The following is a 19,434-nucleotide window of genomic DNA, read 5'->3' on the forward strand; positions in this document are numbered from 1 at the left end:
CGGTGACCGAGACGCGCTCGATCGGGCTCGGCCCCGATGGCGTCACATCCGCCTGTGTCACGGACCGGTCGGACCGAGCCCAAGCGTTTCCGCCATTCTCACCAGATGAGCCAACGATCTCGCTCCCATCTTTCTCAAGACGTTGCCGCGATAAAGCTTAACTGTAGCCTCGCTAATGCGCATTTCGGCCGCTATCTGCTTGTTCGCCAGCCCGACAGTCACGAAGGTCATCACCTGTTGTTCGCGTGCGGTCAGAGATTTGAAAAGAGCTTGAATGTCAGAAACGCTCGTCTCGTGTTGGCGCCTCTTCTGATCCCGGTCGAGTGCCGTTGAAACTGCGTCGATGAGATCCTGGTCGCGAAACGGCTTAGTGAGGAAGTCGACCGCGCCAGCCTTCATCGCTCTTACCGACATCTGGATATCGCCATGTCCGGTCAAAAAAACAATTGGAATATGAATGTTCACTCTTGCCAATTCACCTTGAAGGTCAAAACCACCTAGACCGGGCAACCTGATGTCGAGAACCAGACAACTAGGAACGTCCTCTAATTCGCTTTGTAGCAATTCCGCAGCAGATTCAAACAGTCGAACCCGTAAGCCAATCGATCGAAGTAGGCTACTGAGCGTCTCACGCATGGGGGGATCATCGTCGACTATGTAGACCATGGGGTGCGCTTTAGACGGGTCGCGGCGCTGTAAATGGGAGCGATTGTTCATGACAAAATCGCATGAGTCGGCAGCACGGTGAATTGAAGGGTCGTCGCCCATCCGAAGCTTACACCCGCCTGCCGCAAACTTCGATAGCCGGGCGACGGTCCGGTTCCCTACCGAGGGGTTGATGCGGCCGCACGCACCGGTTTGGACGGCACCGCAACGAAGCAGCCGAGGCGACAACAAGGCGAACGGAACCTCTCCCAGTCCCAGCTTCTATACGTTGGTATTATTTTCTACGCCGAACGTCTAGCTAACACGACCCAAGTCGGGTGGCAGGTCGGATCGCGTCGGATTAGCGTTACAAGTGAAGGCAGATGATTTAGTCAGCGCCGCCATAAAGATGATCGACCTAACGGTTCGGTGCCGGGCGCGCCCTTTTAGGCCGAGGTATGAGCCCGCATCGCCCGCAGCACAGCCGAACGGGCAACTGCCCTGGCGGCTCTGGTCCGGTGCCTGTATCGAGTACAAGAGGCTCAAGGAGGAGTGCCTTGGAGCGGACCAATTCACATCGCGCTGCGATTTTCCGGATCCGAACCAAAGCCACGATAGGTCCGATCGCTTGGACCTCACGCAGCGGGACAACTGCGGCAACAAGGACGGCAAGCACTTTTTCGCTGGAGCACGCGAACGTACATTGTGTTCGGGCTTGCCAACGCTTCTGCGTGCGCCGGGTATACTCGTAATGAATCGGGCACATGCAAAAGCGCCTGTCGTCTCGATTGTGGACGATGACGATTTGATGCGTTCGGTCGTGCGCAGCTTTGTAATGTCGCTTGGACTCACAGTATACGACTTTGCCTCCGCCGCTGAGTTTTTGCAATCTCCCTGGCTGAGCGAGACGTCGTGCCTGATTTCGGATGTTCAAATGCCAAATATGAGTGGTGTCGAGTTGCAGAATGCTTTAATCGCGCAGGGCCGTCGTATCCCTATCATCTTCCTTACGGCTTTCCCCGATAAGACTCTTGAGGTGCGCGCGATGAATGCGGGGGCCATTGCTTATCTAAGCAAACCTTTCGATGAACATGAAATGATCACGTGCATCGGTAAAGCCATAAACGCGGCCGGGCTCGGCAGCTCAGAGAACTAGATGTACTGGCGGCCTGATGCTCCCGAATGGCTTGGCGCCACGTTACATAGTACCACGTGGCGGCACAGGTAATGTGAATTGAAAGACCGCCCCTTTGGACGGCTTCGCTGTTGCCCACACTCGACCCCCGTGGGCTTCTATGACCGAACGGCAATCGACAGTCCGATGCCCATGCCGCTAGGCTTGGTTGTGTAGAACGGGTCGAAGAGATGCTTGAGAGTCGTAGGGCTCAATCCTGGGCCCGAATCTGCGAGCGCGACGAGACGTTGCTCGAACCATCGTCGGCGTTGCTGATCAACAGCTCGCGCAATTCTTCTCTCACTTCTTTCATCGCTCCGACCGCGTTCATGATTATATTGAGTATAACTTGTTGCAGTTGGACGCGATCCGCGCAAATGAATGGCAAGCCTTGCGCCAGTTCGGTCTGCACCGAGATGCCATTTCGCAGCATTTCGCTCCGTGCCAGTTCGAGGACGTCGATGATGATTGCGTTGATATCCAGCTGGTCGTTCCGCGGAGGCAGCTTTTTGATGCTGGCGCGAATCCGGTCGATGACATCGCTGGCTCGATTGCCAGCCTCGAGGATACGACAGGGCGATTGCCGCATCTCCTCTGGGTTTGACGACTTTGCTCGGCCAACGCAAAGCGGTTTGGGCACTGCTAACTGACACTGCGATCGGCTGCTTGATTTCATGGGCAATCGACGCTGTCGGCTGCCCCATCGTGGTGATGCGATTAACGTGTGCAAGCTCCACTTGTGCTTCGCGGTGTCGCTGCTCGCTTTGACGTAAGCCTTCCTCGGCGCGCTTGCGCTCTGTCAAATCGAGCGCGAAATGCAGGCCCTCGTTGCATCCTTCGTTTGAACAGCGCGGCGCCAATAAGGACGAGAACGCGGATGCCGTCTTTCCGAATATACTTATTTCTCGAAGGCTGGACGATCCCGGTTGAGTTTAGTTCAGCCTGGGTGAGTACGTCCCACTCGCGCCATTCGGCGGGGACAGCTCGGTCCAGCGCACGCGGCCCGAAACCAAGTCTTCACGGCCATATCCTACGAGACGTAGAAACGCGTCATTGGCTTCAAGAAGCATCCGCAATGGAGAGGGTGTCTGGTTGCGAGCGACCGCCTTTCATTCTCATGCGTCCCGCGTTAACGGATGCAGTTGCGCTCATAATCGCGGCTCAGACACATCCTCGGCCTAGATGGAACAAGCTGACCCGGAAAGGCGATTTCGCTACCAGAGTCTCGGCATCCTAACCAAAAGTCTCGTGACCGCACGAATTCCACTACGCCGATCCGCCGCAGGTGCAGTTGAGCCTTGCGACGCGCGCCTCTAGCTTGTGGGGGTGCAGGGGCAACACCGGCTCCAAAGCTCAAACGTGAAATCACAATGCGCCGGAGCAGATGTCATTCATCCAGCCGTTGCGATTACCCCACTCGATATCGTGACGCTTCGCCAGCGCGTAAACCAAAGGGAGGTTCGAAATGAGTGATTTCTTGGCCTCGTATGTCTTAAGAGTATTGTTTGCGCCCCCTCATTCGGCGCACGGAGGCAATACGACCGCGCGGCGTTGGCGCCGGCTGGCGCCTTTTCCATTCGAACAGTACCGGCCAGAGCTGCACTATATGCGCGGCCCCGGCCCGAAATGGCGAGAGAAGCATAAGCGCGGCGCCGGGCAGCCGCGGCACGATTAGTCGTTTAGGCTAGGACGCACTTTGTAGCTGCCGATCCATTTGCACCACGTCTGTTAGTCGCCTGAAAGAGGAACATCATGCGCGAATCGAGCAGTTGCATCGAAACGGCCGAACGGAGTGGGAAGCTAAAGAAAAGCGATGTTGTCCTCGAGCCAATCACCTGGAGTATGACTGCGACCTCCGATCCGCACCTAGCTCACAACTTCGAAACTCTGCTGCTTGCGATAGCCGGTCACGATCTCCGTCAACCCCTGCAGATCCTTCAGAGCGCCAACGAGCTCCTAGGGCTCGGACCTCGGACAAGTTCCGAGTTGCGACTCCTTCGATCCAGTCAAGATGCGATTGACCGGTTAAACGACCAGTTGGCGCAACTAGTGACGGCCCTTCGGTTCCGCGAGCGCACGAAGGAAGCGAGACTCGCGCCAGTGCACGTCGGCCAAGTCATCCGGCAGGTGCGGCGCGACAATGAAGAGACGGCTCTGAAGAAGGGCATCTTCATCCGCTCCGTTCCATCAGATGCATTGATACTAAGCGACCGTCTGCTTCTAAGCGCCGCGCTGCACAACCTGGTGAGCAACGCGGTAAAATATACCGAGCCGGGTGGTCGTATCGTGCTTGGCTGCCGCAACGTAGGCCCGTTCATCCGTATCGACGTGTACGATAACGGCATAGGCATCCCAGGCGACCAGGTGTCCATGGCCTTCGAACCTTTTACCCGCCTGGATTCTACGCAACGCGACGGCCTCGGCATCGGCCTGTTCATTGTTTGCCAGGCGATCAGACTTCTTGGACACCGCATCGACGTCGCTTCCACTCCATGTCGGGGATCTCGTTTCTCCATTTTCGTTGGCCGTGCGGCGCGGCAGGATTGTGATCAAACATGAAGGACTGAGAACGAGCTTGAGCATCCGGGAGTACGGCCATGAAATTCGTACTGGTGAATCGCAGGACACCTGTCGTTCCGTCGAAATGCGCGGCGTGTCGCCGTCCGGTGGAGAAAGGCTATTTACGCGATCTCTCTACTCTAAGACGGTATTGCGGAGTTGAGTGTTACCCCGGACGGAATGGGAACGTTCCACCTCTTCGACCATACGCAGAGATCAATCCGTTCGAGCTGATCGTTGAATGGCAGGAGTCAACGTTCGACATCGTCTCCACGGTATTCGGATTGGGATGAGCACCAACACGCTGCCTCTTCTGACACGATCATTCCGAGCATTGCGTATGGCATATACCGCAGAAATCACGGGAGTGTGTGCTGACCGACTAGTGGTTCATAGTGGTTAGCTGACACCACGCTTATCGGGCGGAGAAACGTTGGCTGATCCGATCCCGATGCACACCCTGATATTTAGCTGGTCTCGCCTATGATGTTCTAGACGCAGCCGCGACGTTAATAGGAAACAGCGTCGGTGAGAACACTTTCCGCAACGCGAGTCGACAATTCCGAGCCGGCGCGCAATATCTGTTTCCCCGGATGCTGCTCCGCGACAAACAGCTTCTTCATCGCCCCTGCCTACTTTGGCAACGAACTGGAACGGTCCGAACCACGGCAAATCTTTCGAGTATGAGTTATGCAGCTGCAGCTTCATCAGGTGCGATATTTCCTAGCCCTAGCAAGGACACTCAATTTTACGCGGGCTGCGGAGCAATGCAATGTGACCCAGCCGGCGCTGACAAAGGCGGTACACAAGCTGGAGCAACAACTCGGTGGCGCGTTGATTCACCGTGAACGTCACCTCACCCAGCTCACAGAGCTGGGCAAGATGATTTTGCCCACGATGGAGAAAATACTTGCCGCCGCGGAGGCGGTACGGTTTCAGGCGCAAGGCTATCAAAAAAAGACAATCGCCCCGCTCAAGATCGGGCTGGTGCCGTCAGTCTCCGCCGCGCTCATCACGGAATTGTTCTTGGAGCTCGCCAGGATCATCCCTGACTTTCGAGCCGATCTGCACGAGGCAGATGCCGACAGGCTCGTTGCAATGCTTTTGGATGGCGAGATCAACGCCGCATTCGTCGGTGACGCCATGGAGATACCCGAGCGTATCGACCGTTGGCAGCTGTTCGAGGAGCGGTACGTGCTCGTCCTGTCTCGGAAACATCCGATGGCAATGCAAACTGTTATCCCGCACCAAGACTTGCATGAGGCGGTGTTTCTCGAACGGCTCGGATGTGACGTCGCAGACCGATTCAAGCAGGCTTGTTTTGCTGACCATCCAGGCCCTAAAGTTGTCCACAGGAGCGCTCAGGAGTGCCATCTTCAGCAAATGGCATCCGCCGGTTTGGGGGCCATCCTGGCGCCAGAACACGCCCCCAGGCTGCCGTCGCTCGCCGCTATTCCAATTGAGGGCGACCCCGTCCGGCGCGAGGTGCAGCTTTTGGCCGTGGCGGGGAGACAGTATTCGCCGGCACTTGACGCCTTTATCAAGGTTGCTCGTGTTCGCGACTGGATGAGTGCGCTGGACAAACTCCGACACGCATCTGCCCCTGCCCCGAACAAGGACAATGTTCGTAAGGCTGACCCACAAGGCGCAGCCTCCTTGATCTAAATCACGGGCCCCGGTCCCGCCTCGAGTTTGTCGCGGGCACGAAGTCGTGGATGGCCGGGAAAAGCCCGGCCATGACGCCGTTACAGTCGCCACGCGTAGCCTCTTGAATTGACTCGTCTCATTTCCGCGAGGCTTAGGCCCATCCAATTCGGACAGAGCAGCAGCAAGCACGGTTTCGGTCGTCGCTCCCGTGATGGAGATCAATGCTGGTTTGATTGGTATAGCATGGTGCACTGCCGGCCTAGCGAGGTCTCGAATGTGACGCTCTCCTGTGCCGGCAAGGGTATCGAATTGCGAAATCATGAAGCGGCATCGATACATTGTCGAAGACTCCGCAGCGCTTATGAGAACGCGAAAGTTGGCGCGCTGTCTTAAATCACCGCTCGCAAGCGACGAAAAAGTCTCATAATTTCAGGGAGTCGAGTCCGGACTATCGTGTCGCCCAAGAACAAGGTCGAAAGCTGCCCCTTGGCATAACGCGCGGCAACCGTCGCGAACCTGTGTGAGTGGCCGGGAATGACGCGGATGACGTGTGGCGCGGTCCGGGCGATCTTCCCAGCCTTTCCTGACGTCGAGAGCCAGACACTGAAGCATCGTCGCCTCGTGCGCCTGAAGTTCACTCCGCTCTCGGACTGCCGGACGCTCAGCGCCACACTAACCCACTTCCATGGCGACGGGTGAGTGGAATGGAAACAATAACGACTGGGCATTTCCAATGGTTGGCGTATCGGCATAGGCTTCTGTGCGTCTAACCGGGCTGACCCGTGGCGGTTTGTACGGCGTGCTTGCCAGCATAGGGCGGCGTGATCGTCGTCTTGGGTGGCTGCACTCGACGCGTCGCGAGGACCGTTCGGGCAACCAAGCACGTAGGAGTCACTGATGTCGTTCCGCTTCATCACCAAGTCTATCCACGCCTATTTAGTCGATTATCCCGTCGCGATCCTCTTGATAGCAGCGCCGTTTGTGCTGAAGCTCGGCCAGAGCGGACCCGTCGCAATGTGGCTTTCGGTTGTTGTCGGTGTCGCGGCGCTATTCTTGGCCGCCCTGACCGACCATCCCACCGGGCTCGTCCGCATCATTCCCTACTGGCTGCACCTTAGGGTCGATCGCGCCATCGGCGTGGTTTTTGTCGTCGCCCCGTTTGCTTTCAAATTCTTCGGGCTCGACGCCTGGTACTACTGGGTCCTCGCTGCCGCTGTCCTGCTAACGACCTCAGTCTTTAACGCGCCTGACGAGCCGTTCGCGCGTTTGGGGTTGAACACGCCCGCAGCGGGTTGAAGGCGGCGGCGTCGTGGGTCGCGACGTTTGTGTTCGTCCCTGAGCACTCGGGAAGTGCGAGCGGTTCTGCTTCCTCACGAGCGCTCATGGCATGGGGCACCATTGATGTCGTCGTCCGAATGCTCGCGGGATTGTGGGCTAAGAAAGGACGCCTATCCTTGGCTTCGGATCGAGCGCTCGCACTGCAAGGCGCCGAACCAGGTCGATCTCGCTACCGTGGTCCATCCGCCGACAACCTTCGTTCATGATCTCGGCGGCATGGCTACGATATCCGGACGAACTCAAGAAGGGGCCTGATGCTGCCGTTTTGCCCCTCGCTTCTGCTCCGACTAGCATTGTCTTGAAGGTGATTTCGATGAGCTATTCAGGAAAGGCCGGTCTTGGCACACCGGTCACGTTACTTGCACACCGAGGTCTTGTCGTGCCGTCGGCCTCCTTGCGAACTTTGCCCGCCGCGACGAATGCGGCGTCGACATCGAGGACATAGAGCGTCTCCTCGGCGACGTTGTCCAACGTTGCCGAAGCGCGCCAAACGCTTGACGGCATCGGCGTAGTCGCCCGCATCCGCTGTTCCTTCATCGAGAACTCAGCCGGCTTGCCGGATTCATCGAGAGACGCAAGCGCGATGAGGTTCCTCCTCCCCGAAGACATGGATCGTGTGGCCAACCATGATCGCGTGTGCGTATCGGTAGGCATCTTCTCACGGCAAACCGGCATAGGCCGCCTCCTTGCCATTTACTCAGCTGCACTTGCGTCGTTGCTTTGCATATCGAACCTCCTGGCTTCTCAGTTCGGCATCGCGTCGCGAGTGGCGGCACTGAAAGCTTCGATACGACGATGCCTTGGAGAAGGACCTTGCAACGCCCGCGACGGAAACCACCTCTCACAGACGACGTTATTGCCGCCCCGCCACATGATTCCGTAGCGAGGAAAGCCACCAGCCGCTTCTGCAGAGATTCCCGTTGCCGCCCTTAGACCAATCGAGGTGGCGCACGCCAACGCGCCGCTCTCGTTGACCATGATGCCGCTTCTACGGTGTAGACCGCGCTGAACTGTGGTTATCGCCTTCACTGAAACACGATCCGCTAGCCGGCGTTGGGACATTCCCGAGCCACACTCGGGCCTGACGGCCTCCCGGCATTGCCTTTATCTCTGGAGTGAGGACAATCATGTTGATGCCAATCTCGCTGAACGGCTGCGCCCAAGCAGATTCTCATTGCGTGTCGGCAATAATCCGCGCTCATAAGCAAGCTTGTAGGCGTATGCGGCCGATAGTCCCTCGCTCATCGCAAGTTCGGTTCCTTTAATGGGATCGCCTAGATAAGCATACAGGATTTGCTCGCGAATCTCTTTGGTGATCCTGTTGCGGCTATTCCATCTTCCAGTTGTCAATTGACGCCTCCTTATGCATTGTAATACGCGGCATCAGACGAGTTGGAGCTAGTGGGCGGATCGGCCTTCGACTCGCGCTCAGCCCATACTCCCCGGCATGAAGCAGCGCGCCTTGGGGTGACCATTTAGGTTGTAAGGCCAGACCATCGTACGGCCAGCGCGGTTCGGTCCATCCACGACAGCGTTGCTCGGAACATCAACCCACTCGCCATCAATGCGTACGCGGTAGTGGCCATCCTTAGTTTCCCAATCGGCGTCATCAACGCGCTTCGCATCGCTGCCATCGCAGCAGGGCCCTTTGCCGCTGTGCAAGCTCTCATACCAACTGTTCAACTCAGGATGCTGATAATCGTGGGCGCGGGCCCGACCAATTGTAGAAGTCGGCGCCATGACGACGAATACAATAAGCATTGCATACCAAATGTGATTGTTCATCTCACACCCGATTCCGGAATCTCTCTGTGCAGTCAGAAAATCTAACCATCCGCATCATGCGACGCTTTCTGAGATCGCCGCTGGTGGTCGTCGGCAAGGGTCTTTAGCCGATCAGCAATCGCCAAGTCCGTCATAGTTCGGGCAGCGCGGAGCAAAGTCCGTGCCGTTTCTAGATATTGCTTGCCTCGTCGTGAAATCTGCAATGTCATGAAGCCCTCGCAGGGTTCTCGGGCGGCTGGTTGAAGGCGATTTGGAGCCAGCCCACCCAGTCGCGGTCACTTTCCCTGCGAACTCTGAAGCGATCGACGCACTTCTTGGAACAAAGCGGGGTCCGCCACGAGTAATGCCGGATGAGACCAAACTTGCCATCACAAACTGCGCATCGCGCGGCTCTGCCAGATTTGAGACTTTCCGAGAAGCCGGGCATTGGAGTCTCCTCTTGATAATATCCTCGCTGTTACTCGATCGTCCTCTTTTTCACCGTCGCATATCATGAGCTTGTGCGCTTTTAAAAACGCACGCAGCGTAGGACGATCGCGATCAGCGGCTCAATTGAACCTAGGTAACCGTCGGGCATCATAAGGGGGCAAAGAACGATACCAAGGTTTATGGCGCTCCCGGCTAAAGCCACACTTCCGCATAGGGTCCCAAAATGCGAAGAATCAGTGTGACCACATCTAGTGCGCCGTACCTCGCTAACCAGACCTCGACAAGGCTGATGTGCCTAGAGGCGACGTAACTCGTCCGGGTCAGCTCGGATCGAGTCGCGGGTCGGGAGACTTGGCTTCGTGCCACCGCCAGACCTGAGTGTGCAAGAACAGTTTGATCGTTACCCATGTAACGCAATTCTGCATTCTGAGCTTCTCTGTAGGCATCCTGCGCCATCTGCAAAATGACGATGTCTTTCCCTCTCTTACTCGGTCCGGCACCGGCGACGACGTCGCGTTGGTACGCGCAACCTCGAATTGGTCTGAGGGCGGCGACGGGACTCTCTGCGGAAACGGCTGGTGGCATTCCTAGCTACGGCGTCACGTGGCGGGGCGGCAATAACGATCGTGTATCGACACTATGGCGAGAGGTGATTTCCGTCGCGGACGTTGCAAGGTATTCTCCAAGGCATCGGCACACCGAAACTTTCAGTGTTGCCACTCGGGACGCGATGCCGGACTGAGAAGCCAGGAGCTTCGATATGCAACGCAACGAGGTAATTGCAGCCGCAGTAAACGGCAAGGAAACCGCCTATGTCGGTGTGCCTTGGGATTCCACGTCAATGAATCCATTCGAATAGCGCACCCGAGATACGAGCTCAACGATGAGCTGTGGCTACCGACCTAACCGGACATCCGAAAAACAGGACGAATATACGCTTTCGTGACACACTGCGTCGTGGCGATCAGAAAGCGACGCGATCTAATCCAGGGGCTTTGGCTCCCCGACGACCGGGGCTCCCCTTCGTTTAATGTGATGCCGCACACGATACTTCGATCACAGTTCTACAGATGCAAACTCCATGCAACTTGGCAGCACTAGAGGTTGGCGAGCTACTCAAGAAGCAAGAGGTTTGATCGTGGAAATCCGGATCGGTACCAGGCGAAGTGATTTAGCCCGCTGGCAAGCCAATCACGTCGCCGATCTTATTCGTAGCGTGGAGCCGGCCGCTAAGGTACAAATGGTCTTCGTCAGTTCCCTTGGCGATAAAGATCGACGGTCGGGATTTCAGCAGATTGGCGGCATTGGAGCATTCACGAAGGAGAGTGAAGACACGCTTCTGCGCGACGAAGTTGACCTGGTCGTTCATTCCCTCAAAGATCTTCCGACAAAGTTACAGCCCGGCTTGGTCTTGGCGGCCGTTCCCAAAAGAGAGGATCCTCGCGACGCGATATGCGGCGTTACACTAGATCAGCTACGACCGGGGCTGCGCGTCGGCACTGGATCAATTCGTCGCAAGGCTCAACTTCTCGCTCTATGCAGTGGTCTGGATATTCGACCCATCCGAGGGAACGTTTCTCCAAGGCTGCGTAAGGCAAAGAACCGAGAGGGAATAGACGCGACTCTGTTGGCAGCGGCGGGGTTGTCCCGGCTAGGATTGCTACATGAGACCTCACAGATTTTAGACGCGTATGTTTTCCCGTATGCAGTCGGCCAAGGCGCTCTCGCGGCCGAAGCTCGCGAAGAGGATACGGCACTCATAGCGCTGCTTCAAAAGATTGAAGATCGGCAATCGCGCACCGAAGTGGATGCAGAGCGCGCATTAATGAGAAGTCTCGATGCGGGTTGCAGCCTACCCGTCGGGGTCTCTGCCACATGGCTCGCCGGGACATTAACACTTCGAGGACAGGTGACCCATCCGGACGGCCAAACGAAGATTGCCGATGAAAGCGTGGGTCTGGCCGATCAAGCCGACGCAATAGGCAGAAGTCTCGGGCATAAACTTCTTCAGCAAGGTGCGGAGGAGATATTGAAGGCCGCGCGACGTTCCGTGGAACAGCAAAGGCCAGACTGAATTCGCTACCCGGCATGACAACCTTATGTTCTTGGGACGCCAGCATAGCTGGCCCGCCGGAACGCCGCATGCGATTTCAGCGAAACCAGTTGCAAAGCTCGAAATCTGCCCCTACCGCCCGAAACGCAAAACTGTCGTGCTCGTTTGCTTTCCAGAGTGCGAGCACTTGTCCGCAATTCGTGTCGGGCGCGTCAAGCTGCATCTCGGCTTAAGCGCATGGTAACCCCCTCACCGCGGCAAGCCGATGGGTCAAGGTCGCGCAACGCCCGCAGGCCTTTGCCTTGATACGGCCGGGTTGGTGCGGCCCGGAATCAAAGCGTGATCCTTGAACGTCCGGCCAGAGCTACTTGCGGAGGTCGGAAAAAACCCTCCCGGATCGGGCGTCAGTGATGCCGACCTTCGTACTGCAGCCGTTCGGGCTCGGTGAGCAGTTTGGGATCGATTGCTGTCGCGCAAGGTCATTACGACAGAGCAAGCTCGCTGATGTCGATGGAGACCATCAGCATATAAACGGAAATCGCCACTGCGAAGGCTTGATGTCGAAGCAGCGTCACCGCCCTATTGGGCTTGCCGTCGTGCGACGTGAGTGCACGCGCATAGCATCTAATTGGATCCAGCTTCTGACTGGAGTAACATCCGATTTTATCCAAAAGACCCCATGAATTAAACCGAGGACACTGAGCTTAACTGCCTACACTGCTCAGAAGGGCGCCACGTCGCGGGCTAGGAATAAACAAAAGTATAATCAGACCATCCCGATTGCGGAATGCGATCCTCCCTCAGCAGGATAGAGCGATACAAGCATGCTATGGCCTCAGTTGTTGTTCTGAGATAGCAAGTAAGTCAAACGGCCTGAACGCCGACAGCCGCAGCGGAACGGCGGCATAACGCCCGTCGACCTTCTCTCGTTCCCTTCGGATCACTGCGCGAGCAGAAGGGTCCAATGGTTATGGGATGGGTCGGATAGCAACGACCGCGTAAGAAGAGGCTTCTTGAATCACAACCCCCGAATAGCGCTGTTTCCGAGAGGTCGCCATGCATCAGATCTACCTCACGATTACTGTTAGCGGTCTCACGCTTCTAGTCGCCATGTATGTGCTCGGCGTCGCGATTGTGTAAAAGGTCGCGATTTGAGACTGCGGCTGCCAGGTCGTCCGCCAGATGCTTCCTGCCCTTGCTTTGAAGACTCGGTGGCTATCTTGAGCGACAAAACGGCGGTTTTACTCGTCAATGTGCGCCACCAGCTGTCGGCAACTTTTGTTAACCTGAGCGCTTCCCTCCGACCTGCCATGCGCTGACAACCTACTTCGCTGCGAGCTAGCGATATCCTATCGCCAAGCCAAGACGCTGTCACACACCGACCAATAATTGAACGAGCGCGTCGATCAGCGCGTTATCGTGAAAGGGCGTCAGCGTGATCCGCAGCTGTTCGGTGCCGCACGGGACCGTCGGATAGTTGATCGGCTGAAATATAGATCTGTGCTTGGCGAGTTGCACTTCTCCGGATTTTTAACCCTCACCGGCACAATGTGTGTGTCAGTTGTCATCAGCGGCGGGCCGGCGGCATTCAGTGCTGCCTTTACCCGCGAGGCGCGGTCCAGATGGCGGTCGCGCTCCCATTCCGAGGCCTTCAGCTGCCTGATCGCCACTGCGGCAGCGGCGCAGACTGCTGGCGGCAATGCGGTCGTGGAAATGTTCCCGGAGCGTAAGAGCGCACTGCATGGATGACGTCGGCACTCGCCGCGATGTAACCGCCGAGGCAGCCGAAACGCCACGCCCGCCCATGCGCTCGAGATCGGCAAAACGTTCGGCGAGCAGGCGAGCAATCGTTGGGGAAGAGAAATGATCGTAGCTTATAGAGCAAACTCTCCGTTCCGGTTGTGCTCAACAATTGGGACGCGCCGATCCGAACAGCCCCCATGTCTATCCGATCCAATGCGTCGCCTAATAGGGCCCCCGCGAAGGGGGGCGCCGGCCGCCGGTAGAAACGGACTGGCCCCCGAAGGCCACGGCGAAGGGGACTGAGCGCCGGGCGCCAAGCACTGAGGAGTGTCGTCTGTCTCTGAAGGTCAAGTTGATATGCGACAACGAGCAAAGTACGAGTGAAGCGATCCAAATCTCAGCAAATCGTGGTGAACGCATATGCCGGTGCATCGACCGCATTCGAGCGAGACGTAATCCGCCTTTCGCCCTACGCTCCCTCGCGATTCTGATTGCCGATCATGCAGCGCCATGCCCTGAGGCGCTCCGCCGGATGTTGCTTCATCCATTCGGCAAGTTGTGGTGCGCCTAGCAAGCAGGACTGCATCGTGATCTCAGCGAGGTCGGAGGTGGTGACGGTCTGCTCGTGGCAATCCGCCGGAGAAGACAGACTGCAGAGCACGGCAATGATCTTGATCACGAGAAAGCCTCGCCGCCGCTGGGCCCCATGAGTTGCGGCCCCTTGTCCCGCTGCTCGCTGACGGGATCGGCCGGCGGGAAAACGCTATCATATCTAGCGCGAGCATCCCGAATAAGTCGGATGCGATCGCGTTCGGATTTTGAGACAAATCGGATAGTCTCGTTCATAATCGCTCCTCTTGAATTATTCACCATTCCTCGTGCTGACGTGAAATTGTTGACGCCGACTTTAAAGACCCGCAGGTGGTCACGAAGGAATCAAAACGTGTGACGGTCCGAATCTTGGAACGGCAGGCCGCCTTTATCTGGGTCGGCCGAGATCGCTTAAAGAATTCTATCCTGCGCCGCTGCGCGTCCATCTCCGGTTTCTGCCGATCAAGGTGCGCGCTTCCATCGACCGCGCGGCGGCCGAGGCTGAAGAGAGTCTTCGCGGCATCCAGCCGCCTGCTTTCTAGGTGGGAAATGTGAACTTTGGCCCAAAGGATCGCCCGGAGCATGGCGACCTCAATTCGGCTCGCCAAGCACGAAGGTGAAGGGCACAACAAAGAGCTCATCGCCCTGGTCGTCGCTGACATGCAGGACCCAGTCACGCCAATCCTCGAGGCTGCGCTCGCTGGTGAGGGATTGCACGACACGGGTCGCGTAATCGCGCGCCTCAGCAAGGTCGTCGACCACAGCGCCGCGGCGATCGACGAAGACATTCTTCGTGTTCGAGCAGTGGAAATATACCTGGGTCATTTCAACTCCTTCAAATGCGAGGGTTCGCTACGTTCAGCGGCGCCTCTTTAAAAAGCTCCTGCGCGCCCCCCAGAGCAGAGCAGTCCCGACGGTGGCCGAAAGGATCGACGCGGCGAACACGGCGACCTTGGCGGCCGAGAAGTCGGTGCCGCTGGGAAACGCCTGCCCGGCGATGAAGAGCGACATCGTGAAGCCGATGCCGGCGAGGGATCCCGCTCCGGCCAACTGCCGCCACGTGTATTCCGTCGGCTTGACGGCGACGCCTGCGCGCACGGTCGCGGCGGCGGCGAGGAAGAAGCCGACCGGCTTTCCTATGGCGAGACCGACGACGATCGCGGCCATGAGCCAACCATGCCCAGCGAAGACACATGTGTTGATCGCCACGCCCGCATTTGCCAGTGCGAAGATCGGAAGGATAGCGTAGCTCGACCGCGCGCCAGCGTGCCGCAGTAGCCGGTCCGCGGGCGATTCAAGTCTGTCGTAGATCGCATCGAGCGCGTGCAGTGCCGGTGTGGAGGGGCCGTGCCTGAGCACCTCGCCCTCATGCCGGGCCTCGGAGGCGATTATGGTGCTGGCCTGCGCCATCAGGGCGGCCAAGTCGGCGGGCGGCCGCGTCGGAATGAACAGCGCAAGTACCACGCCGGCCAGCGTAGCGTGGAGGCCGCCCGCGTGGACGAACGCCCACAACGCGACGCCCAACAGGATGTAGGGCGACAGCAGGTAGAACCTCAATCGGCCCAGCAGCGCCAGTACAACCACAATCGCCGCCGCTGCGGCAAGGTAGGCTGGATGGATTTCGCGGGAGTAGAACACAGCGACGACCACGATCGCGCCGATGTCGTCGACGATGGCCGCCGCGGTGAGATAGATGCGCAGCTCCACGGGAACGCGCGCGCCCATCACGGCGATCAAGGCGATCGCGAACGCCGTGTCCGTCGCCATTGGGACACCCCAGCCATACGACCAATGCCCCGCTGGGATTACCAGCGCATACAGAACTGCCGGCACGACCATGCCGCCGAGCGCGGACGCAATCGGAAGCGCGGCGGAGCGGCGGCTTGCGAGGTGGCCGACTGTCATCTCGCGCTTCACTTCCAATCCCACGACAAGAAAGAACACTGTCAACAGGCCGTCGTTGACCCAATGGAGGATGGACATCCGGAAGACCGCGTCGCCGAAGCTCACGCCGACCTCCTGGCGCCAGAACGCATCGAACGCCGGCCCGATCGGAGAGTTCGTCACGACGATCGCCGCCACGGTCGCGATTACCAGCAAAATGCCGGCAGATGGGCCCCAGCTCGCGAAATCGAGGGCTGCCGTGCGGACGCGGTGGCCGAGCGTGCCAAGCATCGCGTCGACGAGAGAGCTCTCGTCCCAGGGTCCGTCGTAGCGCCGGCGGTTGATGTAGAAGGTCGGCGTGAACCTCACGCCACTCGCGCGGGAGCTTGCGATATCCGCCTCCACCCTCGCTCTTGCGCGCCGCGCGGCATCGCTGTCGCCGAGCACGAAATCGGCGTTCATGCCGAGGCCGGCGGCCACCGCGACGAGGTCGTCCTCCGTGAGCTCCATCGACATCGTCATCAGCTTGATGTGCGCAGACCAGAACGCCTCGGGCGTTTGGGCAAGCTCAGCTAGCACCGCGGCCCGGAACGCAAGACTGTTGTCCACGAGCGGCCTGTGCCGGAAGGCGTAGCAGACGCGGTCGCCGAGTTGGTCGCGTGCTTGCGCGATGCGCTCGTTGGCAGCCCGGCAGTGCAGGCACGCGTAGCTGCCGTACTCGACGAGTGTGATCTCGGCATCGGCGGGGCCGAGCACGTGTTCCGTCTCGTGGTCGACCGGACGGTCGAGGCGGCCGGGCGGAATCATGAGCTCCATCGCTGAGCGGGTCTCCGAGTGTTCGCGCCGGCTACGACGTTGGCGCAGCCGTCGCCGGGTTGACACCTGGGAATACACGGCCGCCGGGTGACGGCGTGCACGCGATCTCCGTGCCGACGATATTGCTGGGGATCCCAGCTGCGTGCACGCGCGGGAGGAAGAGACGCACCAGCGTGCCTGCCCCCCGCTTGCTCTCTATACGGACCGCGCCGTCTCGTCCTTCGGCGAAGCGCTGGACCTGGGGAAGCCCGAGGCCGGTGCCCCTGCCCTCGGGTTTTGTCGTGAAGTACGGGGTGAAGGCCTGCGAGAGGACCTCTTCGGGCATGCCCTCCCCGTCGTCGGCGACGATAATCTCGACAAATCCCCGGGCTGCGCCAGAGGAAGGTTCGACGTTCCGCGCCGCGACGGTGATCACGCCGCCGTCCGGCACAGCATCGGCCGAGTTTCGGCAGAGGTTCAACAAAGCGAAGTAGAGCTCTTCGGGGTCGGCATTGAAGGCCCATAAGTCAGGGGCGATCTCGTTGCGGACTGTGATGTCCGGACGCAACGCCCGATCAAGCGTGCCCGCTATCGCCGCGAGGCGACTGCCTGCGACAAACCCGTCGATCGACTTGGGCAGCGGTCGCGCAGCGTCGAGGAGCTGCCGGCTAAGCAACGCGCCTCGCGTGATCGCCTCGTGCATTTTGTCGACAATGGCTTTTCGGTACGCAGCATCGCTCTCGCACTCGAGCGGCCGCAGGCCGCTCCCAATCACGGCGAGAAGGCTATTGATGTCGTGGACGACGAACTGCGCCAGGTCCGCTATCGCGCTCACCCGCGCCCACCCGGCAGCGGCGACCGCGCCTCGTTTGTCGGGCCGCGGACTGGTGTGGCGCAAAATCCCCGAGAGGACCCAATTAGTGGGATCTCCACGTACCTGGACGCGAGGAGGCCGCTACCGCCATCGCGCGCGCCACTCACCCTTGCGCTGAACGCACGCTGCACTCCAAGCGCGACGCCGGCGCCGTCCACGAGCACGGCGACATCCTCCAGCGGCGGGCGTTCGGCAGAGCCAAAGAATGAAACGCCGATTGTCTGCATGATCTGCATGTCGGACCTCCTGCCTGTGATCGTTCAACGGAACGTCGACTTCGGCCCGTACACGAGGGCAGACGACGATGGCTCGAAGATTGAGTCCATGACGGTCAAAAGGAAAATCACCTCTCGCCATCGAGTCGATAGCCGACCGTTATCGGAATAGCTGAGAGCCGCTTGGCGAGCCGCGGCAGAAGTGCGGCATCTCCCTCTTCGCCGCCTCGCCGGAGCGCAACTCTCGGCGACCGCGAAGAGGTGTTCACGTGCCTATCCTCCGGGCAGGCCTGCATTATGCGCGGTTCAGCCGATTCCACGGCAATAACACTGGTGCCGCGAGCGCGGTCGCGAGGCCAAAGCGCCTGCGTACACCCCGCCGCAATCAGAACTGCGAGTACAACAATGCCCAGAGCATTGCAGGACAGCCTGCCCCTGAACTCGCGGTCGCCTACTGGACCGATGCGGAGGGAACGGAACGCCTGTCGCTCTGAAGGAGCTCGGCGAGCGAAACAAGCTTCCCTACAGCATTGGTGCGGTGGCTGCTACTCGCACGGATTTCCAACCTTCTAGCGTTGGTTCAAGATCACCGCACCGAGGACGTCGGCGGCGCCGCAGTCCAGACCGCCTAGGGTTCGATCCCGCACCGCGAAGACTCGGTCGACCCGATGAATTTGGTCCGGCATGAGCCGGAATATTCCAAAACTGGAACGCGTTTCATTGCCAAGGGCACTTGCCTCGCGATCTACCCACGTTGCGGATAGGGATCACCGATCGACCAGCCCATCCTTGCAGCGTTCATTGGCGTTATCTGGCTTGGCAAGGAGACAAAAGAGCCCTGGACCGAGCGGCTGTCCTCACAAAAACCACAGCTAGTTGCGGTTCGCGACGAAGCTAACCAGGCGCGCGATATCGTGGAACTAGAAATCGCGAGCAAAGTATGCTGCTGATACGCCAGGGCAATCCCGTGGAGCTGATGCTTTCGCCAGGACAACCCAACGATCTCACCTGTGCAGAGACGCAGCTTGAGAATTCCGATCCAGAGGCCTTAATTGACGACAAGGCCGACGGCGCCGATGCCTTCATCGAAGCCCTCACCGACAGACAAATCACCCTGGTCATTCCTTCTCATCTTCGCCGCGCGATTCAGTTGCCTCGTGATTTCGCCGTCTATTGCGAGCGCAACCTCGTCGAGCGCTTGTTTAACAAAGTCAAGCACCTTCGGGCTATCGCAACGCGTACGACAAGCTCGTCAGAAACTTTCTCGCTGGTGTCCACGTGACCTCGGCCTTCATTTTGCTCAGCTGAAGATAGGCTCTAGCGCGCCGGTCAGTGCGTGCGCTCGTCGGAGAGTTCGGGATCGATTGCGGAGACGTCCAAGACTGCTATCAGTCGCCCATCGACCCCGAGCGCCGCCGCGCCAGAGCAGCTATCTGATCGAGGATTGCCCGGAGGTCGGCGCCGGCTTCCTTACACGCACGCGCCAGCCTTCGGGAGCGCTGAGGATTTTATCAAAACGGCGGACACGTCGGCGTGTCGGTCCAAGGCGCTGTCGCAAAGGCGCCGACGCGCGGTCCGGGCACGCAACCTGAGCTGTAATATCTGTTGCCGTAGGCTTCATCATCTGAATTATAGGTCGGATAGCCCCAGTACGAACTATAGGCAGGATAGCCCCAATACGAGTTATAGGTGGGATAGCCCC

The 19,434-nt window shown here is 58.8% G+C and carries 17 protein-coding genes and 2 pseudogenes; 8 read left to right on the forward strand and 11 right to left on the reverse strand.

Annotated elements, in window-relative coordinates:
- Positions 1 to 57: 57 nt before the first annotated feature.
- Positions 58 to 717, reverse strand: coding sequence for a response regulator transcription factor (locus SO139_RS23425; protein WP_498540654.1), 660 nt, complete (start codon positions 715 to 717; stop codon positions 58 to 60).
- Positions 718 to 1,273: 556 nt separating this feature from the next.
- Between SO139_RS23425 and SO139_RS23430 the strand changes: the two genes are divergently transcribed.
- The gene (locus tag SO139_RS23430; protein ID WP_498540655.1) at positions 1,274 to 1,801 is read left to right on the forward strand and encodes a response regulator transcription factor; all 528 of its coding nucleotides are present in this window, start codon (positions 1,274 to 1,276) and stop codon (positions 1,799 to 1,801) included.
- Between the two features lie 229 nt (positions 1,802 to 2,030).
- Here the strand turns inward: SO139_RS23430 and SO139_RS23435 are convergent, their stop codons facing one another.
- Complete coding sequence (locus tag SO139_RS23435; RefSeq protein ID WP_498540656.1) at positions 2,031 to 2,495, reverse strand: hypothetical protein; 465 nt, start codon at positions 2,493 to 2,495, stop codon at positions 2,031 to 2,033.
- A gap of 1,076 nt (positions 2,496 to 3,571) precedes the next feature.
- On the opposite strand from SO139_RS23435, the gene SO139_RS23440 reads away from it, so the two are divergent.
- The 4 genes from SO139_RS23440 (at position 3,572) to SO139_RS23455 (ending at position 7,321) form a co-directional block, all read left to right on the forward strand.
- Positions 3,572 to 4,378 carry a sensor histidine kinase gene (locus tag SO139_RS23440; protein ID WP_498540657.1) on the forward strand — a complete coding sequence of 269 codons (807 nt, stop codon included), beginning with the start codon at positions 3,572 to 3,574 and terminating at the stop codon, positions 4,376 to 4,378.
- A 690-nt stretch (positions 4,379 to 5,068) separates the two neighbouring features.
- A complete protein-coding gene (locus SO139_RS23445) occupies positions 5,069 to 6,043 on the forward strand; it encodes a LysR family transcriptional regulator (RefSeq protein ID WP_498540658.1) in 975 nt (324 codons plus the stop codon).
- A 516-nt stretch (positions 6,044 to 6,559) separates the two neighbouring features.
- Positions 6,560 to 6,724, forward strand: a complete 165-nt coding sequence (locus SO139_RS23450; RefSeq protein ID WP_498540659.1) for a hypothetical protein — start codon at positions 6,560 to 6,562, stop codon at positions 6,722 to 6,724.
- A 198-nt stretch (positions 6,725 to 6,922) separates the two neighbouring features.
- A complete protein-coding gene (locus SO139_RS23455; protein ID WP_498537722.1) occupies positions 6,923 to 7,321 on the forward strand; it encodes a hypothetical protein in 399 nt (132 codons plus the stop codon).
- A gap of 1,167 nt (positions 7,322 to 8,488) precedes the next feature.
- Here the strand turns inward: SO139_RS23455 and SO139_RS23460 are convergent.
- Positions 8,489 to 8,713, reverse strand: a complete 225-nt coding sequence (locus SO139_RS23460) for a hypothetical protein (protein ID WP_498540660.1) — start codon at positions 8,711 to 8,713, stop codon at positions 8,489 to 8,491.
- Between the two features lie 78 nt (positions 8,714 to 8,791).
- Positions 8,792 to 9,148 carry a hypothetical protein gene (locus SO139_RS23465; RefSeq protein WP_498540661.1) on the reverse strand — a complete coding sequence of 119 codons (357 nt, stop codon included), beginning with the start codon at positions 9,146 to 9,148 and terminating at the stop codon, positions 8,792 to 8,794.
- 1,567 nt (positions 9,149 to 10,715) lie between these two features.
- Here SO139_RS23465 and hemC point away from each other — a divergent pair.
- Positions 10,716 to 11,651, forward strand: a complete 936-nt coding sequence (hemC, locus tag SO139_RS23470) for a hydroxymethylbilane synthase (protein ID WP_498540662.1) — start codon at positions 10,716 to 10,718, stop codon at positions 11,649 to 11,651.
- 1,350 nt (positions 11,652 to 13,001) lie between these two features.
- Here the strand turns inward: hemC and SO139_RS23475 are convergent.
- The 6 genes and pseudogenes from SO139_RS23475 to SO139_RS23500 form a co-directional block, all read right to left on the reverse strand.
- Positions 13,002 to 13,419 (reverse strand): annotated as a pseudogene (locus SO139_RS23475) (aminotransferase class I/II-fold pyridoxal phosphate-dependent enzyme); the annotation flags it as partial.
- Positions 13,420 to 13,842: 423 nt separating this feature from the next.
- Complete coding sequence (locus tag SO139_RS23480; RefSeq protein ID WP_498537726.1) at positions 13,843 to 14,052, reverse strand: hypothetical protein; 210 nt, start codon at positions 14,050 to 14,052, stop codon at positions 13,843 to 13,845.
- 187 nt (positions 14,053 to 14,239) lie between these two features.
- Complete coding sequence (locus SO139_RS23485) at positions 14,240 to 14,548, reverse strand: hypothetical protein (protein ID WP_498540663.1); 309 nt, start codon at positions 14,546 to 14,548, stop codon at positions 14,240 to 14,242.
- Positions 14,549 to 14,555: 7 nt separating this feature from the next.
- Entirely contained in the window at positions 14,556 to 14,789 is a 234-nt protein-coding gene (locus SO139_RS23490; RefSeq protein ID WP_498537727.1) for a DUF6894 family protein, read from the reverse strand.
- A gap of 33 nt (positions 14,790 to 14,822) precedes the next feature.
- A complete protein-coding gene (nhaA, locus tag SO139_RS23495; protein WP_498540664.1) occupies positions 14,823 to 16,664 on the reverse strand; it encodes a Na+/H+ antiporter NhaA in 1,842 nt (613 codons plus the stop codon).
- A 31-nt stretch (positions 16,665 to 16,695) separates the two neighbouring features.
- Complete coding sequence (locus SO139_RS23500) at positions 16,696 to 17,478, reverse strand: sensor histidine kinase (RefSeq protein ID WP_498540665.1); 783 nt, start codon at positions 17,476 to 17,478, stop codon at positions 16,696 to 16,698.
- A 523-nt stretch (positions 17,479 to 18,001) separates the two neighbouring features.
- On the opposite strand from SO139_RS23500, the gene SO139_RS23505 reads away from it, so the two are divergent.
- Both SO139_RS23505 and SO139_RS23510 read left to right on the forward strand, forming a co-directional pair.
- Entirely contained in the window at positions 18,002 to 18,226 is a 225-nt protein-coding gene (locus SO139_RS23505) for a hypothetical protein (RefSeq protein ID WP_498540666.1), read from the forward strand.
- A gap of 446 nt (positions 18,227 to 18,672) precedes the next feature.
- Positions 18,673 to 19,014, forward strand: coding sequence for a transposase family protein (locus SO139_RS23510; protein WP_498540667.1), 342 nt, complete (start codon positions 18,673 to 18,675; stop codon positions 19,012 to 19,014).
- Between the two features lie 229 nt (positions 19,015 to 19,243).
- Here SO139_RS23510 and SO139_RS23515 read toward each other — a convergent pair.
- Positions 19,244 to 19,434: pseudogene (locus SO139_RS23515) on the reverse strand (hypothetical protein); the annotation flags it as partial.

The organism is Bradyrhizobium sp. UFLA05-89, from assembly GCF_059803475.1.

Excerpts from the sequence above, each read along its gene's own strand:
- SO139_RS23425 (WP_498540654.1), bottom strand. The coding sequence starts at position 717 with ATGAACAATCGCTCCCATTTACAGCGCCGCGACCCGTCTAAAGCGCAC.
- SO139_RS23435 (WP_498540656.1), bottom strand. The coding sequence starts at position 2,495 with ATGAAATCAAGCAGCCGATCGCAGTGTCAGTTAGCAGTGCCCAAACCG.
- SO139_RS23440 (WP_498540657.1), top strand. The coding sequence starts at position 3,572 with ATGCGCGAATCGAGCAGTTGCATCGAAACGGCCGAACGGAGTGGGAAG.
- SO139_RS23445 (WP_498540658.1), top strand. The coding sequence starts at position 5,069 with ATGCAGCTGCAGCTTCATCAGGTGCGATATTTCCTAGCCCTAGCAAGG.
- SO139_RS23450 (WP_498540659.1), top strand. The coding sequence starts at position 6,560 with ATGACGCGGATGACGTGTGGCGCGGTCCGGGCGATCTTCCCAGCCTTT.
- SO139_RS23455 (WP_498537722.1), top strand. The coding sequence starts at position 6,923 with ATGTCGTTCCGCTTCATCACCAAGTCTATCCACGCCTATTTAGTCGAT.
- SO139_RS23465 (WP_498540661.1), bottom strand. The coding sequence starts at position 9,148 with ATGAACAATCACATTTGGTATGCAATGCTTATTGTATTCGTCGTCATG.
- SO139_RS23485 (WP_498540663.1), bottom strand. The coding sequence starts at position 14,548 with ATGCTCCGGGCGATCCTTTGGGCCAAAGTTCACATTTCCCACCTAGAA.
- SO139_RS23490 (WP_498537727.1), bottom strand. The coding sequence starts at position 14,789 with ATGACCCAGGTATATTTCCACTGCTCGAACACGAAGAATGTCTTCGTC.
- nhaA (WP_498540664.1), bottom strand. The coding sequence starts at position 16,664 with ATGGAGCTCATGATTCCGCCCGGCCGCCTCGACCGTCCGGTCGACCAC.
- SO139_RS23510 (WP_498540667.1), top strand. The coding sequence starts at position 18,673 with ATGCTGCTGATACGCCAGGGCAATCCCGTGGAGCTGATGCTTTCGCCA.